Origin of the sequence: Stenotrophomonas ginsengisoli, from assembly GCF_001431485.1 — a bacterium.
Classification (GTDB): domain Bacteria; phylum Pseudomonadota; class Gammaproteobacteria; order Xanthomonadales; family Xanthomonadaceae; genus Stenotrophomonas; species Stenotrophomonas ginsengisoli.
In genome coordinates this window covers 1-14,142 of the sequence record NZ_LDJM01000026.1, presented here as the reverse complement: position 1 = coordinate 14,142, position 14,142 = coordinate 1, and the positions used below count along the sequence as shown (strand labels likewise).

Below are 14,142 nucleotides of genomic sequence, written 5' to 3'. Positions count from 1 at the left end.
CGCTGCCTGCGGCGTCATGCATCAGGGGATGCTGGCGGCCAGCAGCTGGTGGTGGCGCTGCTCCATTTCCTGGCGCAGCTGGCGCCGGATCTGCGCGGCGGCATGGCGTCGGCGTTCATCGGCATTGGCCGGCTGCAGGGCGGGCACCGGGGTCGGCTTGCCGTGTTCGTCCACCGCCACCATGGTGAAGAAGCAGCTGTTGGCGTGGCGCACACTCTGGCCAATGATGTCCTCGGCCACCACCTTGATGCCCACTTCCATTGACGAGGTGCCGGTGTAGTTGACCGAAGCCAGGAAGGTGACCAGCTCGCCCACCGCGATCGGCTCGCGGAAGGTCACCTGGTCCACCGACAGGGTCACCACATAGCGGCCGGCATAGCGGCTGGCACAGGCATAGGCCACCTGGTCGAGCAGGCGCAGCACGGCTCCGCCGTGGACCTTGCCGGAGAAGTTGGCCATGTCCGGGGTCATCAGCACGGTCATGCTCAACTGGTGGGACTGCGGCTCGTTCATGCGTTGGATCAGTGTGCTGGGCGGCTCAGGCTACACCGTGGGCGCGCTTTTTTCCTGTCCACCCGCAGGGCGCGGCAAACAACAAGGCCCCGCACGGGGCGGGGCCTTGTTGGAATTGCCTGACCGCGTACGCTTACTTCAGCTTGGCAGCCTTGCGCAGGGCTTCGGCGCGGTCGGTCTTCTCCCAGGAGAAGGCGGTCGCTTCAACCGTGTTGCCTTCACCATCGACATACGAGAAGGCCTTCGGCTTGCGGCCGAAGTGGCCGTAGGCAGCGGTCTGCTGGTACATCGGGTGGATCAGGTCCAGCATCTGGATGATGCCGTACGGACGCAGGTCGAAGTGGGCGCGGATCAGCTTCTCGATCTGCGCATCAGCGATCTTGCCGGTGCCGAAGGTGGTGACCGAGATCGAGGTCGGCTCGGCCACGCCGATGGCGTAGGAGACCTGCACTTCGCACTTGTCGGCCAGGCCGGCGGCGACCACGTTCTTGGCCACGTAACGCGCAGCGTAGGCGGCCGAACGATCCACCTTGGACGGATCCTTGCCCGAGAACGCACCACCACCGTGACGGGCCATGCCGCCGTAGGTGTCGACGATGATCTTGCGGCCGGTCAGGCCGCAGTCGCCCACCGGGCCGCCGATCACGAAGATGCCGGTCGGGTTGATGTGGACCTTGTTCTTGGGCAGCTTTTCCAGCCATGCCTTGGGCAGGACCGGCTTGAGGATTTCCTCGCGCACCGCTTCGATCAGGTCCTTCTGCTTCACACCCGGGTCGTGCTGGGTGGACAGGACGACAGCGTCCAGGCCTTCGATCTTGCCGTCCTGGCCGTAGCGCAGGGTGACCTGGCTCTTGGCGTCCGGACGCAGCCACGGCAGCGGCGAGTTCTTCTTCTTGCGGACCTTGGCCTGCTGCTCGACCAGACGGTGCGAGTAGTAGATCGGGGCCGGCATGTATTCCGGGGCTTCGTTGCAGGCATAGCCGAACATCAGGCCCTGGTCACCAGCGCCCTGTTCTTCCGGCTTCTTGGCCTTCTTGTCGGTACCGTCCACGCCGGCAGCGATGTCCGGAGACTGCTTGCCCAGCATGTTGATGATGGCGCAGGTGTGGCCGTCGAAACCGACGTTGGAATTGTCATAGCCAATCGAATTGATGACGTTGCGGGTCAGCTCTTCGATGTCGACCCAGGCCGAGGTGGTGACCTCGCCGGCGACGATGGCAGCACCGGTCTTGACCAGGGTTTCGCAGGCCACACGGGCGCGCTTGTCCTGGGTCAGGATCGCATCCAGCACCGCATCGGAGATCTGGTCGGCAATCTTGTCCGGATGGCCTTCGGACACCGATTCGGAAGTGAACAGGTAGCTGGACATTTTTTGGCTATATCCCTTGATTCGGATGGAAAGATGGGCGCGAATGATACACGGCAACGCCCGGATGTGCATAGGCAAATCGACGTTGTTGCCCCCAGTTAAGCGTGACCGGTGCTAAGACCATGTTTTCTTTGCCTGCTAGCATCGGCCGATGGATTCACTCTCGCAGATTGTTCTTGGCGGCGCCGTGGCGGCCGCGATCGCACCGCCCGGCCACCGCCGCGCGGCCCTGCTGGCCGGTGCCGCGCTGGGCACCCTGCCGGACCTGGACACCTTCGTGCTGATGGCGCTGACCGATGACCCGGTGGCGCGGATGACCGAGCACCGCAGCTGGAGCCACTCGCTGTTCACCCTGCCGCTGGCCGGCACCCTGATCTGGTGGCTGTACAAGCGCCTGGGCCACGGCCGGGTGGCGCAGGCGCCGCTGCGCTGGTGGTGGGCCATCGTGCTGGCCCTGGTCACCCACCCGATGCTGGATGCCTTCACCGTGTACGGCACCCAGGTCTGGTGGCCACTGAGCGTGCCCCCCTCGGTCTGGGGCGGGGTATTCATCATCGATCCGCTGTATACCGTGCCGCTGCTCATCGCCTGTGCCTGGGCCTGGTGGGCACGGCAGAGGCCGGTGGCGCAGCGCGCGCTGCTGGCCGGGCTGGCGTTGAGCTCGACCTACCTGGGCTGGTCGCTGCTGGCCAAATACCGGGTGGAGCAGCAGGCCCGTACCGACCTGGTCGCGCTGGGGGCCGCGCCGCACCGCTTGATGGCCGCTGCGCAGCCGTTCAACACCCTGCTGTGGCGGGTGATTGCGGTGGGCGAGGGCGGCTACTGGGTGGGTGAGCGCTCGCTGGTGGCCGATCAGGGCCCGATGCAGTTTGTCTTCCATCTTTCCGATGACGCGGCGCTGGCGGCCAATGCCGCGCTGCCGGCGGTGCAGCGTCTGGCCTGGTTCAATGGCGGCTTCATGCGCGCGCGGGTGGAGGGCGAGCGGCTGGTCCTGAGTGACCTGCGCATGGGCATGGATCCGGATTACACCTTCAACTTTGCCGTCGCCCGCCAGGCCGATGGCCAGTGGCAGGCAATCCAGACCGAGCAGCTGCGCCCGGATTACGCCCGTGCCGAACGCCGCGCCGAGGCCGGGGCCCGGCTGGCGGCGATGTGGTGCCGGATCTGGCACCCGGCGGTGGCTCAGTAGACCACCGCCCGGGCCTGGACGAAGGAGTAGAAGAACACCGCATCCGGGTCGCGCTGGACCTGGGCAAATTCGGCGCGCATGCCCTCCACCGTGGCCGCATCGACCTTGCCGGCGGCAATCAGCTGGTCGGCGGCCGAGAGCAGCAGCTCTTCCCAGTCGGCGAACATGGCCTTGCGTCGGGCCGGGTCGCGGTTGTCCAGGTGGATGGTCTTGACCTGGGTGGTGACGTCACGGAAGCCACCGGCCAGCAGCAGGTTGCCCAGCTTGGCACCGACGAACGGGTCGCCATGGCTGTCGATCTGGAAATCGTTGAAGGCCATCCAGTAACGCCACAGGTTGGGCGAGTACGGGTCCACCAGGAAGGAAGCGTTCATCACCTCGCTGATGTACACCGGCGCGCCCGGGGTCAGCACCCGGCGTACTTCGCCCAGCACCTGGGCCGGGGAGGGCACGTGCTCCAGGATCCAGCACAGGAAGGCGCCATCGAAGCTGCGCGGCTCGAACGGCAGGTTGGCGGCATCGGCCTGGTGGGCTTCCCAGCGTTGTTCCAGCCAGGGCAGGCCGGCCATGTGGGCGCGGGCGCTCTCCAGCTGGCGGGCATTGAGGTCCACCCCGGTGATGCGCAGGTCCGGGAAGCGCCGCAGCAGGATCTCGCTCTGCGCGGCCACTCCGCAGCCGACCTCCAGCAGGTGGCGGCTGGCGGTGAAGTCGATGTCGGCAAACAGGGTCGGCTCGAACAAACGGGCCTGCTTGCGCAGGCGGGCCTGTTCGGTGTCGGAGAACCCGTGCAGGTAGGGGAAATCGTTGTCGGTCATCTACAGCACTACAACTAGGCTTGGATGACCGGCAGTGTGCGCAGTGGCCGGTTACGGCGGTGGCACGGCAACGGGATGCAGTGTTGCCGTGGCCGGGCCAATCCAGCCGGGACAGGGGCTGGCGCGGGGTGCGCCGGCATATGGCCGCTGGTGCTGTGCTTATCGCCGCTGGCGATAAGGAATCAGGCGGCCGGCAGCGTTTGGCCGGCGATCAGGGCATCGAAGTAGTCGGCGGTCAGGCGCAGCTGCTCGTCCGGGGTCTCGGCGCGGTTGACCACCGCACGGAAGGCGGCGTTTTCCGGGCGGTCCTTGGCATACCAGCCCAGGTGCTTGCGCGCGATGCGCACGCCCTGCTGCTCGCCGTAGAACTGGTGCAGGTGCTGCAGGTGGCCGGTCAGGATGTCGCGCACTTCGGTCAGGTCCGGCGGCGGCAGCAGCTCGCCGGTGGCCAGGTAGTGGGCGATCTCGCGGAAGATCCACGGACGCCCCTGCGCGGCACGCCCGACCATCACCGCATCGGCACCGGTGTGCTTGAGCACAAAGGCCGCCTTCTGCGGGGAGTCGATGTCGCCGTTGGCCAGCACCGGGATCGACAGCCGGGCCTTGATCGCGGCGATGGTGTCGTACTCCGCTTCCCCGGTGTAGTGCTGGTTGCGGGTGCGGCCGTGGATGGCCAGCGCGGCAATGCCGGACTGCTCGGCGATGTGCGCGATGGTCGGGGCATTGCGCACTTCGGCGCACCAGCCGGTACGGATCTTCAGCGTCACCGGCACCTCGACCGCACCGACCACCGCTTCCAGGATCTGCGCCACCAGCTGCTCATCGCGCATCAGGGCCGAGCCGGCCCAGGCATTGCAGACCTTCTTGGCCGGGCAGCCCATGTTGATGTCGATGATCTGGGCGCCGTTGTCCACGTTGTAGCGCGCCGCTTCGGCCAGCTGCTGCGGCTGGGTGCCGGCGATCTGCACGCTGATCGGGGCCGGCTCGCCGGCATGGTCCATGCGGTGGATGGACTTGCGGGTGTTCCAGAAACGCGGATCGGAGATGGTCATCTCCGAGGCGGCCAGGCCAGCGCCGAGCTGCTTGCACAGCTGGCGGAAGGGCTTGTCGGTGACCCCGGCCATGGGCGCGAGGACGACGTTGGGGGCAATGGTGTAGGGGCCGATCTGCATCGGCGTATTGTCGCAGCCGCCGGCCTGCACGGGCGAGCACTGCCGGCAGATCCGGTTCAGATTGCGCCGCTGACCAGGGCCTGGAACGCACAAGGCCCGCACGTGGCGGGCCTTGTGGTCACCGGGTCAGTGCGGTCTCAGACCGCATCGGCCGGGGTGAAGCGGGGCATCGCCAGCGCGGCGCCTTCGTTCTCGGTGGAACGGGCGGCGTAGCGGTTGGCAAAGCGCACGTGCTGGGCAAACGGCACATCGGCCACCGTGGCCAGCGACGCGGCCAGGGCGCCGTTGAAGGCGTCCCCGGCACCGGTGGTGTCCACCGCCTGCACGGTCTCGGCAGCCACCCGGTAATAGGCGCTGCTGTCGCCACGCAGGCGTTCCGGGGCGTGGGAGACGAACACGCCCACCGCGCCCAGGGTCACCACCACGGTGTTGCCGGACAGCTTGCGGCACAGCTCGTGCAGGGTTGCGCCGTCCAGCGCGGCCACGTCATCGGCTTCGATGCGCTCGCCTACATGACGGCTGAGCAGGGCAGCGAACTCGGTTTCGTTGGGGGTGAGCACATCGGCCAGCTTGAGCAGGCTGATGGTGGACGGGGCATTGGCCGGCGCTGCGTTGAGCACCGTGGTGACCCCGTTCTGGCGGGCCAGTTCCAGTGCCGCCTCGATCGTCTCGATCGGCGATTCGAGCTGGGCCAGCAGCACCTTGGCACTGCCGACCAGGGACTGGTTGGCAGTGACGAAGGGGATGCTCAGCGAGGCATTGGCGCCGGCACCGATCACGATCGAGTTACGGCCACGGGCATCGACATAGATGCCGGCGGTGCCGGTCGGCTCGGCGCTGGCTTCGGCCACCAGGGACAGGCCATCGGCACCGGCCAGCTGGCGGGCCAGGGCACCACCGGCGTCATCGCCCAGGGCGCAGACGAAGGTGGTGCTGGCACCGGCACGGCCGGCGGCCACGGCCTGGTTGAAGCCCTTGCCGCCCGGGCCGGTGCTGTAACGCCCGGCAATGGTGGCCCCGCCGGCGGGCAGGGTGTCGCAACGCCAGACGTGGTCGACATTGAAGGAACCGGCAACTACAACTGCGGTCATTGATATTTACTCGAAAGTGGCTCAGCCGAAGTGGGTCAACACGCCGGCAATGGTGGCTGTCATCAGGGTGGCGATGGTACCGCCGAGCACGGCGCGCAGGCCGAACTTGGCCAGGTCGCCGCGACGGTCCGGGGCCAGGCCACCGATGCCGCCGATCTGGATCGCGATCGAGCTGAAGTTGGCAAAGCCGCACAGCGCGTAGGTGGCAATCAGGCGGCCTTCCGGCGACAGGGCGATGCCGTCGACATTGCCCTTGATGATTTCCGACAGCTGCATGTAGGCCACGAACTCGTTGATCACCACCTTCTGGCCGATCAGCGAACCCACGGTGGTGGCATCGGCCCACGGGGTACCGATGACCCAGGCCAGCGGGGCCAGGATGTAACCGAAGATGGTGGACAGGTTGGTCGGCTTGCCCAGGGCCTGGGCCAGGCCGGTGATGTCACCGATCCAGGTCAGCGGGGCATCGATCAGGGCGATCAGGGCGATGAAGGCCAGCAGCATGGCGCCGATGTTCAGGGCCAGCTTGAGGCCGTCGGCGGCGCCACCGGCCGCGGCGTCGATCAGGTTGGAGGCGGTCTTTTCCACTTCCATCTTGATCTTGCCGCTGGTCAGCGGGGTGCCGGTTTCCGGCACCAGCAGCTTGGCAATCACCAGGGTGGCCGGAGCGGCCATGATCGAGGCGGCCAGCAGGTGCTTGGCGTAGAAGGCTTCCTGGGCCGGATCACCGGCACCGAGCAGGCCCACATAGGCCGCCAACACGCCACCGGCGATGTGCGCCATGCCGCCGATCATCATCGTGATCAACTCGGACTGGGTCATCTTGGAGATGTACGGGCGCACGGTCAGCGGGGCTTCGGTCTGGCCGATGAACACGCTGGCGCAGACGCTGGTGGTTTCCGCACCGGACACGCGCATGACCTTGGTGATCGCCCAGGCCATGGCCTTGACGATGGCCTGCATCACGCCCAGGTGGTACATCACCCCCATCAGCGCCGAGAAGAAGATGATCGTCGGCAGCACCTGGAAGGCGAAGATGAAACCGTACTGCTCGGTGTTCATCAGGCTGCCGAAAATGAAGCGCGAGCCTTCATTGACGAAGCTGAGCAGCTTCACGAACCCCTGGCCGAGCCAGTCGAACACGTCGCGGCCGCCAGGCACCAGGATGACCAGTGCGGCAAAGCCGATCTGCAATACGATGCCGGTGCCGATCAGACGCCAGTCCACCGCGCGCTTGTTGTTTGAAAACAGCCAGGCAATGGTAAGCAGCACTGCCAGCCCGAACAGGCCGAAGCCGATTCTTCCCAATCCTTCGACCATGAGATGTCCCCAGGACGTCACAAAAGGCGAAAGCCTAGAGCAGCGGGGCTTTGCCGGCAAGAAATTGACGACCGGCGGGGCCTGCGAGGGCCACGCCGCCTCGATCGGCAAGGTTGGGCCATTGCCCGGCTACACTGCACACTGCGCAGATCGCGCAGTTGCCACACGCTTATGGAGACCCCCATGCAATACCGCCGCCTTGGTTCCACCGGCCTGCAGTTGTCGGCCCTGTCCTTCGGCGCCTGGGTCACCTTCGGTGCCCAGATCGGGCGTACCGAGTCGCGCAACCTGATCGCCTGTGCCTGGGACAACGGGATCAACTTCTTCGACAACGCCGAGGGCTATGCCCGTGGCCAGGCCGAAGCGGTGATGGGCGATGTGATTGCCGACCTGCGCCTGCCGCGCGATGGCTTCTGCGTGTCCAGCAAGGTGTTCTTCGGCTCGGCCAACGAGCCGGGGCCGACCCAGCGTGGCCTGTCGCGCAAGCATGTCACCGATGCCTGCCATGCCGCCCTGCGCCGGCTGCGGGTGGATTACCTGGACCTGTACTACTGCCACCGCCCGGACGAGGCGACCCCGATTGCCGAGACCGTGCATGCGATGAACGTGCTGATCGAGCAGGGCAAGGTACTGTACTGGGGCACCTCGCAGTGGTCGGCCGAGCAGATCGGCCAGGCCATCGCCATTGCCGATGCGCGTGGCTGGCAGCGCCCGGCGATGGAGCAGCCGCATTACAGCCTGCTCGAGCGTGCACGGGTGGAACAGATGCTGGCGCCGTTGTGTGAACAGGGCCTGGGCACCACCACCTGGTCGCCGCTGGCCAGCGGCATGCTGACCGGCAAGTACAACGCCGGGGTGCCGGCCGGTTCGCGCCTGGACCAGCCGGACCTGGCCTGGTTGCAGGCAGCCCAGCTGGACGATCCGGCCCGGCTGGACAAGGTGCGCCGCTTCAGTGCCCTGGCCGATGGCCTGGGCATCGCCCCGGCGCAGCTGGCCATTGCCTGGTGCCTGCGCAACCCGCACGTGTCCAGTGTGATCCTGGGCGCCAGCCGGGTGTCCCAGCTGGAGCAGAACCTGGGCGCACTGCAGGTGCTGGAGCAGGTGTCGGCAGCGGACTGGGCGGCGATCGAGGCGATCTTCCCGCTGGCCTGAAGACCGCCCGGCGGCACGGGCTTGATTTGAAGATGAGAATCATTATCATCAAATCACCTTCCATCAAGCGGACACCGCCATGACTGCACTGACTGCCACGCGCGCCGTACTGCGTCCGGTCCTGAGCCTGCCGATGCAGCGTTCGCTGCGCGCCCTGCCGGCAGAGCCGATGGTGGCCAGCGAAGCCCTGCTCAAGGGTCAACGTGAAGTGCTGATCCAGCACGGCGAGTCGGTTTACCGGCTGCGCCACACCAGCAACGGCAAGCTGATCCTGACCAAATAAGGCGGCGCCCGTCGCGGCCGTCCCTGCGCCCACATGGCCCGCCCCGTGCCCGGTTCCGCTCAGGGCAGGGGCATCCCGGGTGATGGCGCGGCAGATGCGGCGCCCGGTCGGCACTGGATCGGCTGGGCCCATCGTTGTTAGGGTGGGCCCGCAGTTGAGTGCGGCCTGCCGGGTTTTGTCTGCCGCCTCAGCGCATCGCCCGAACGCGGTCAGCGGCTGTTTTGTTTCTTCACGCCATATATACCGCTGGCCCTGCATGTTTCACAAAGCTGAAGCCTGGGAGGCGCTTATGCGACAGAGCAAGGAAACATCTGGACTGGTCCTGGTTATCGAAGACAACCGCAACATCTCCGAGATGATTGGCGAGTATCTGGAAAGCAAGGGGTTCGAGGTCGACTACGCCTGTGATGGCCTTGATGGCTATCGCCTGGCGGCGGAAAACAGCTATGACGTTATCGTGCTGGACCTGATGCTGCCGCGCCTGGATGGCATCGAGGTCTGCCGCCGGCTGCGCAATGAAGCGCGCAAGTCCACCCCGGTGGTGATGCTGACCGCACGTGACACCCTGGATGACAAGCTCACCGGCCTGGGATTCGGCGCCGATGACTACCTGACCAAGCCGTTCGCCATCCAGGAACTGGAAGCCCGCCTGCGTGCGCTGATCCGTCGTGAGCGCCGCCAGGTGGGGGCCGAGGTGCTGAAGGTGGCCGATCTGGTGCTGGACCCGGTGAGCATGCGCGCCACCCGCGCCGGCTCGGAGCTGCAGCTCTCGCCGATCGGCCTGCGTCTGCTCACCATCCTGATGCGCGAATCGCCGCGGGTGGTCAGCCGCCAGGAAATCGAACGCGAGATCTGGGGCAATGGCCTGCCCGATTCGGACACCCTGCGCAGCCATCTGTACAACCTGCGCAAGATCATCGACAAGCCGTTCGAACGCCCGCTGCTGCATACCGTGCAGAGTGCCGGCTACCGCATCGCCGATATCGCCCAGCCGATGAGCTGAGGCATGCATCATGCCGGGCCGTGATGGCCGCTGGTCTTCCAGCGGCCATCCTGTCTGCTTCCATCCACGCCGCCGGCGTGTCCTGCACGGATGTCTCACAGCCGCAATGCCGATACTGTCCGCCCCAACCTGGTGTCGATGATGTCGTACGGGCTGCCACGCAAACTCCGCGTTGTCTTCATCGTGCAGGTGGTGTTGATCACCCTTGCCGTGGTGGTGGGGGCATGGCTGGTCGGTACCGGCCTGCAGCGCGACCTGTTCCGTGAGCTGCTGCGCGAGGATGCGGCCTATTTCTGGGAACGTTACGAGGATGACCCTGGCGTGGCCGTGCCCGATACGCGGCGCACCCGCGGCGTGCTGGTGCCGCTCGGGCAGATCGGTCAGGCCGGATCCACCGGCCTGCTGCCGCTGGCCGCCCTGGAGCCGGGATTCCACGACCTGGAGCACAGTGGCTGGCTGGCCTGGGTGGATGATGGCCCTGGTGGGCGCCTGTACCTGCTCTACGACCGCGAGCATGCCTGGCGGCTGGTCTGGTGGGTGGCGGCCGGGCCGCTGCTGCTGATCCTGCTGGTGGGCTACTGGGCGGCCTGGTATGCCTACCGTGCCTCGCGTGACCTGATCGTGCCGATCAACGCGCTGGCCCGCTGGGCGGCGGACTGGGAGCCGGGCATCAGTGGCCGCCAGGTGCTCGACCCGGCCCATCTGGGCAATGAGTTCAAGGGCGAGGTGCGCCAGCTGGCCCAGGTGCTCGATGCGATGGCCGGACGTGTGCGTGCCCATATCCGCCGCGAGCACGAGTTCACCCGTGATGCCAGCCACGAGCTGCGCACTCCGCTGACGGTGATCCGGGTCGCCACGGACATGGCCATGGCCGATCCGGACCTCGGCCCGCGTCAGCTGCGCAGCCTGCAGCGGATTGCCCGCGCCGGTGCGGACATGGAAGAGGTGATCGAATCGCAGCTGCTGCTGGCACGCGAGGCTGAAACCAGCATCGCCCTGCAGCAGGTGGATGTGGAGCAGGTGGTGCGTGATGAAGTGGCCAAGGTCAGGGAAAAGAACCCGTCCATCGACCTGCACTGGCATATCGACATCCGCCAGCCACTGCAGCTGGAGACTTCTCCCGGCGCCCTGCATGTGGTGATCGGCCACCTGCTGGAAAATGCCTGCAAGTACACCCCCAAGGGAGAAATCAACATCCGTCTGGAGGACGGCGATCTGGTCATTGCCGATACCGGCATCGGCATGAGTGATGACCAGCTGTCACTGGCCTTCGAGCCGTTCTACCGGGTCAACCAGACCCTGAGCGGTGGTGCCGGGCTGGGCCTGTCCATCGTGCGCCGCTTGTGCGAGCGCTTTGGCTGGGCGGTGGAGCTGCAAAGCCAGCAGGAAAGCGGCACCACGGCCACCCTGCGCTTCCTGCCCCAGGCCCGGATTGGCCAGCACGTGTAAGATCGGCGCTCGATCAACATTGGCAGCGTGATGCGTGCTGTTTTTTCAAGGGGTGTGGCATGAGTGATGGGATAGGCAACCTGCCGCGCGGTCCGGCCCGCGTGCTCAAGGCGGCCACGTGGTCCTGGCAGGGGCTGTGCGCGGCCTGGCGGCATGAGTCCTCCTTCCGCCTGGAAGTGATCCTGTTGCTGCTGCTCGGGCCGCTGGGCCTGTACCTGGGCGGCAACGGGGTGGAACGCGCACTGTTGCTGGGCTCGCTGCTGCTGGTGCTGGCCATGGAGCTGGCCAATTCGGCCCTGGAGGCGATCATTGCCCGTTACGGCAACGAGCATCACGAGCTGGCCGGGCGGGCCAAGGACATGGGCTCGGCTGCCGTGTTCGTATTGATGGTCAATGTGCTGGCCTGCTGGGGCCTGGTCCTCGGGCCGCGTTTACTCTGACAGGCGTATGCTTGCAGGCTCGACTCCTTTCTGGTGCCTGTAATGCTGCTTGAGTTGCTGGCAGATCCCAATGCCTGGGTGACGCTGTTCATGTTGACCGCCCTGGAGATCGTCCTGGGCATCGACAACCTGGTGTTCCTGTCCATCGCGGTCAGCAAGCTGCCCGAGCACCGGCGCCCGTTCGCCCGTCGCCTGGGCCTGGCCGTGGCCTGCCTGACCCGTATCGCCCTGCTGGTGTCGCTGGCTTTCCTGGCGCACATGGAAAAGGACCTGTTCCATGTGGCTGGCCTGGGCATCTCGATACGTGACCTGGTGCTGATCATCGGCGGGTTGTTCCTGCTGGTGAAGGGCCTGATGGAAATCCGCGAGATGGTCACCGGTGGCGAGGATGCCGATCCGTCGACCCCGCGCACCACCGGCGTGTTCGCCCTGGTGATCCTGCAGATCGCGATGATCGACATCGTCTTCTCGCTGGATTCGGTGATCACCGCCGTCGGTATCGCCGACCAGATCCCGGTGATGGTGGCCGCGATCCTGCTGGCGGTCGGGGTGATGCTGCTGGCGGCCAACCCGCTGGGCCGTTTCATCGATGCCAACCCCACCGTGAAGATGCTGGCCCTGGCCTTCATCCTGATGGTCGGCCTGGTGCTGGTGCTCGATGGCGTGGATGTGCATGTGCCCAAGCCCTACATCTATGTGGCCATGGCCTTCTCCATCCTGGTGGAAGGCTTGAACCTGATGATGCGCCGCCGGGCCAAGGCCAATGCGGTGGCCGGCGCCGGCGACTGGTAAGCTGCGGCTGCGGCAACCGTTTGATGCACGCAAGGGCCGGAGTTTCCGGCCCTTGTTGTATGCGGAAGCTTTACTTTTGCCGTGTGATGATCGGCGCCGTCACTTCCCGGAGATGCCTCATGCGCGCCATTGTCCGTCTGTTGTTGCTGGCCGTCCTGGCCGTGTCGATCACCGGTTGCGGCTACAACGCGATCCAGCAGAAGGACGAGGCGGTCAATGCCGGCTGGTCGGAAGTGATCAACCAGTACCAGCGCCGTGCCGACTTGATCCCCAACCTGGTCAACACCGTGCAGGGCTATGCCAGCCACGAGCAGAAGGTGCTCACCGATGTCACGCAGGCACGTTCGCGGGTCGGCCAGATCCAGGTCAATGCCGATGATGCGGCCTCGCTGCAGCAGTTCCAGCAGGCCCAGGGCGAACTGGGCAGCGCCCTGTCGCGGCTGATGGTGGTGGCCGAGAACTATCCCAACCTGAAGTCCGACCAGGCCTTCCGTGACCTGCAGGTCCAGCTGGAAGGCACCGAGAACCGCATCACCACCGCGCGCGGCCGCTACATCCAGCTGGTGCAGGACTACAACACCTACATCCGCAGCTTCCCGCAGCTGATCACGGCCAAGATCTTCGGCCACCAGGCCAAGCCCAACTTCACCGTGGACAACGTCAACCAGATTTCCACCGCGCCGACGGTGCAGTTCCCCGGTGCCGAGCCGCAAACGCGGTAATGGCCATGCAGCCGCTGCGCTGGTGCTTCACGCTGTGCCTGCTGCTGTGGCTGGGCCTGCTCCCGGCTGCGGCCCAGACGGTGGCGGTACCGCCGCTGGATTCGCCGGTTGTGGACACCACCGGCACCCTGGATGCCGGCAGCCGCCAGATCCTGGTGGACAAGGCGCTGGCCCTGCAGCAGCGCAAGGGCAGCCAGCTGCAGATCCTGATCGTGCCCAGCACCGGTGATGAGGATATTGCCCAGTACGCGCGGCGGGTGTTTGATCAATGGAAGATCGGCCGCCAGGGTGTGGATGACGGTGTGCTGCTGCTGGTGGCGATCAATGACCGCCGGGTCCGCATCGAGCCGGGTTACGGGCTGGAAGGGGCAATTCCCGATGCCCTGGCCAACCGCATCATCCAGGAGTATCTGGTGCCGCAATTCCGTGCCGGTGACTACAGCGGCGGCATTGCCGCGGCCAGCACGGCGTTGATCGGGCTGATCGACGGCGAGGCCCTGCCGGCACCGGTCAGCAGCCATCGTCCGGCCACCGACAGTGGGGGTGGCTGGATGCTGGGAATTTTTCTCGGGGTGATGGCCGGCAGTGTGCTGGGTGGCATGTTCTCGCGCTTGCCACGGCTGCTGCGCGGCGGCCTGGGCGCCATTGGCGGCGGTGCGGCGGCCCTGTTGCTGGTGGGTGGGCTGGGCGCCGCGCTGGCCGCGGCCGTTGTCGCCGGCCTGGTGGGGTTGCTTGGTGCCACGCCGGCCCTGTTTGCCGGCCATGGCGGCTGGGGTGGCGGCGGTTGGGGCAGGGGAGGCGGTATGGGCGGTGGTGGTTTTGGTGGTGGTGG

At 66.3% G+C, this 14,142-nt stretch carries 15 protein-coding genes; 9 read left to right on the top strand and 6 right to left on the bottom strand.

Annotated elements, in window-relative coordinates:
- Positions 1 to 21: 21 nt before the first annotated feature.
- Positions 22 to 513 (bottom strand): acyl-CoA thioesterase, encoded by a 492-nt coding sequence (locus ABB30_RS10615; RefSeq protein ID WP_057638285.1) that lies wholly within the window; start codon positions 511 to 513, stop codon positions 22 to 24.
- 133 nt (positions 514 to 646) lie between these two features.
- The gene (gene metK / locus ABB30_RS10610) at positions 647 to 1,882 is read right to left on the bottom strand and encodes a methionine adenosyltransferase (protein WP_057638284.1); all 1,236 of its coding nucleotides are present in this window, start codon (positions 1,880 to 1,882) and stop codon (positions 647 to 649) included.
- A gap of 151 nt (positions 1,883 to 2,033) precedes the next feature.
- On the opposite strand from metK, the gene ABB30_RS10605 reads away from it, so the two are divergent.
- Positions 2,034 to 3,071 carry a metal-dependent hydrolase gene (locus ABB30_RS10605; protein ID WP_057638283.1) on the top strand — a complete coding sequence of 346 codons (1,038 nt, stop codon included), beginning with the start codon at positions 2,034 to 2,036 and terminating at the stop codon, positions 3,069 to 3,071.
- Here the strand turns inward: ABB30_RS10605 and ABB30_RS10600 are convergent.
- The 4 genes from ABB30_RS10600 to ABB30_RS10585 form a co-directional block, all read right to left on the bottom strand.
- Positions 3,065 to 3,886, bottom strand: coding sequence for a methyltransferase domain-containing protein (locus tag ABB30_RS10600; protein WP_057638282.1), 822 nt, complete (start codon positions 3,884 to 3,886; stop codon positions 3,065 to 3,067). The genes ABB30_RS10605 and ABB30_RS10600 overlap by 7 nt on opposite strands.
- A gap of 182 nt (positions 3,887 to 4,068) precedes the next feature.
- Positions 4,069 to 5,058, bottom strand: coding sequence for a tRNA dihydrouridine synthase DusB (gene dusB / locus ABB30_RS10595; RefSeq protein WP_057638356.1), 990 nt, complete (start codon positions 5,056 to 5,058; stop codon positions 4,069 to 4,071).
- A 137-nt stretch (positions 5,059 to 5,195) separates the two neighbouring features.
- Positions 5,196 to 6,149 carry a ribokinase gene (locus ABB30_RS10590; RefSeq protein WP_057638281.1) on the bottom strand — a complete coding sequence of 318 codons (954 nt, stop codon included), beginning with the start codon at positions 6,147 to 6,149 and terminating at the stop codon, positions 5,196 to 5,198.
- Positions 6,150 to 6,170: 21 nt separating this feature from the next.
- Positions 6,171 to 7,469 (bottom strand): NupC/NupG family nucleoside CNT transporter, encoded by a 1,299-nt coding sequence (locus ABB30_RS10585; protein WP_057638280.1) that lies wholly within the window; start codon positions 7,467 to 7,469, stop codon positions 6,171 to 6,173.
- Between the two features lie 183 nt (positions 7,470 to 7,652).
- Between ABB30_RS10585 and ABB30_RS10580 the strand changes: the two genes are divergently transcribed.
- The 8 genes from ABB30_RS10580 to ABB30_RS10545 form a co-directional block, all read left to right on the top strand.
- Complete coding sequence (locus tag ABB30_RS10580; protein ID WP_057638279.1) at positions 7,653 to 8,621, top strand: aldo/keto reductase; 969 nt, start codon at positions 7,653 to 7,655, stop codon at positions 8,619 to 8,621.
- A gap of 133 nt (positions 8,622 to 8,754) precedes the next feature.
- The gene (gene hemP, locus ABB30_RS10575; RefSeq protein WP_152980707.1) at positions 8,755 to 8,904 is read left to right on the top strand and encodes a hemin uptake protein HemP; all 150 of its coding nucleotides are present in this window, start codon (positions 8,755 to 8,757) and stop codon (positions 8,902 to 8,904) included.
- Positions 8,905 to 9,193: 289 nt separating this feature from the next.
- Complete coding sequence (locus ABB30_RS10570) at positions 9,194 to 9,907, top strand: response regulator transcription factor (RefSeq protein WP_057638277.1); 714 nt, start codon at positions 9,194 to 9,196, stop codon at positions 9,905 to 9,907.
- A gap of 141 nt (positions 9,908 to 10,048) precedes the next feature.
- Positions 10,049 to 11,356: a sensor histidine kinase gene (locus ABB30_RS10565; protein ID WP_161808854.1), complete on the top strand. Its 1,308-nt coding sequence runs from the start codon at positions 10,049 to 10,051 to the stop codon at positions 11,354 to 11,356.
- 59 nt (positions 11,357 to 11,415) lie between these two features.
- Positions 11,416 to 11,796, top strand: a complete 381-nt coding sequence (locus ABB30_RS10560) for a diacylglycerol kinase (RefSeq protein WP_057638275.1) — start codon at positions 11,416 to 11,418, stop codon at positions 11,794 to 11,796.
- 42 nt (positions 11,797 to 11,838) lie between these two features.
- The gene (locus ABB30_RS10555; protein ID WP_057638274.1) at positions 11,839 to 12,588 is read left to right on the top strand and encodes a TerC family protein; all 750 of its coding nucleotides are present in this window, start codon (positions 11,839 to 11,841) and stop codon (positions 12,586 to 12,588) included.
- Between the two features lie 119 nt (positions 12,589 to 12,707).
- A complete protein-coding gene (locus tag ABB30_RS10550) occupies positions 12,708 to 13,310 on the top strand; it encodes a LemA family protein (protein WP_057638273.1) in 603 nt (200 codons plus the stop codon).
- Positions 13,310 to 14,142, top strand: an 833-nt coding sequence (locus ABB30_RS10545) for a TPM domain-containing protein (protein WP_057638355.1), incomplete at its 3' end; no start/stop codon positions are given. The genes ABB30_RS10550 and ABB30_RS10545, both read left to right, overlap by 1 nt.

Coding starts and splice junctions, on each gene's coding strand:
- ABB30_RS10590 (WP_057638281.1), bottom strand. CDS start 6,149: ATGACCGCAGTTGTAGTTGCCGGTTCCTTCAATGTCGACCACGTCTGG.
- ABB30_RS10580 (WP_057638279.1), top strand. CDS start 7,653: ATGCAATACCGCCGCCTTGGTTCCACCGGCCTGCAGTTGTCGGCCCTG.
- ABB30_RS10555 (WP_057638274.1), top strand. CDS start 11,839: ATGCTGCTTGAGTTGCTGGCAGATCCCAATGCCTGGGTGACGCTGTTC.
- ABB30_RS10585 (WP_057638280.1), bottom strand. CDS start 7,469: ATGGTCGAAGGATTGGGAAGAATCGGCTTCGGCCTGTTCGGGCTGGCA.
- ABB30_RS10605 (WP_057638283.1), top strand. CDS start 2,034: ATGGATTCACTCTCGCAGATTGTTCTTGGCGGCGCCGTGGCGGCCGCG.
- hemP (WP_152980707.1), top strand. CDS start 8,755: ATGCAGCGTTCGCTGCGCGCCCTGCCGGCAGAGCCGATGGTGGCCAGC.
- ABB30_RS10615 (WP_057638285.1), bottom strand. CDS start 513: ATGAACGAGCCGCAGTCCCACCAGTTGAGCATGACCGTGCTGATGACC.
- ABB30_RS10550 (WP_057638273.1), top strand. CDS start 12,708: ATGCGCGCCATTGTCCGTCTGTTGTTGCTGGCCGTCCTGGCCGTGTCG.
- dusB (WP_057638356.1), bottom strand. CDS start 5,058: ATGCAGATCGGCCCCTACACCATTGCCCCCAACGTCGTCCTCGCGCCC.
- ABB30_RS10565 (WP_161808854.1), top strand. CDS start 10,049: ATGTCGTACGGGCTGCCACGCAAACTCCGCGTTGTCTTCATCGTGCAG.
- ABB30_RS10560 (WP_057638275.1), top strand. CDS start 11,416: ATGAGTGATGGGATAGGCAACCTGCCGCGCGGTCCGGCCCGCGTGCTC.
- ABB30_RS10570 (WP_057638277.1), top strand. CDS start 9,194: ATGCGACAGAGCAAGGAAACATCTGGACTGGTCCTGGTTATCGAAGAC.
- ABB30_RS10600 (WP_057638282.1), bottom strand. CDS start 3,886: ATGACCGACAACGATTTCCCCTACCTGCACGGGTTCTCCGACACCGAA.
- metK (WP_057638284.1), bottom strand. CDS start 1,882: ATGTCCAGCTACCTGTTCACTTCCGAATCGGTGTCCGAAGGCCATCCG.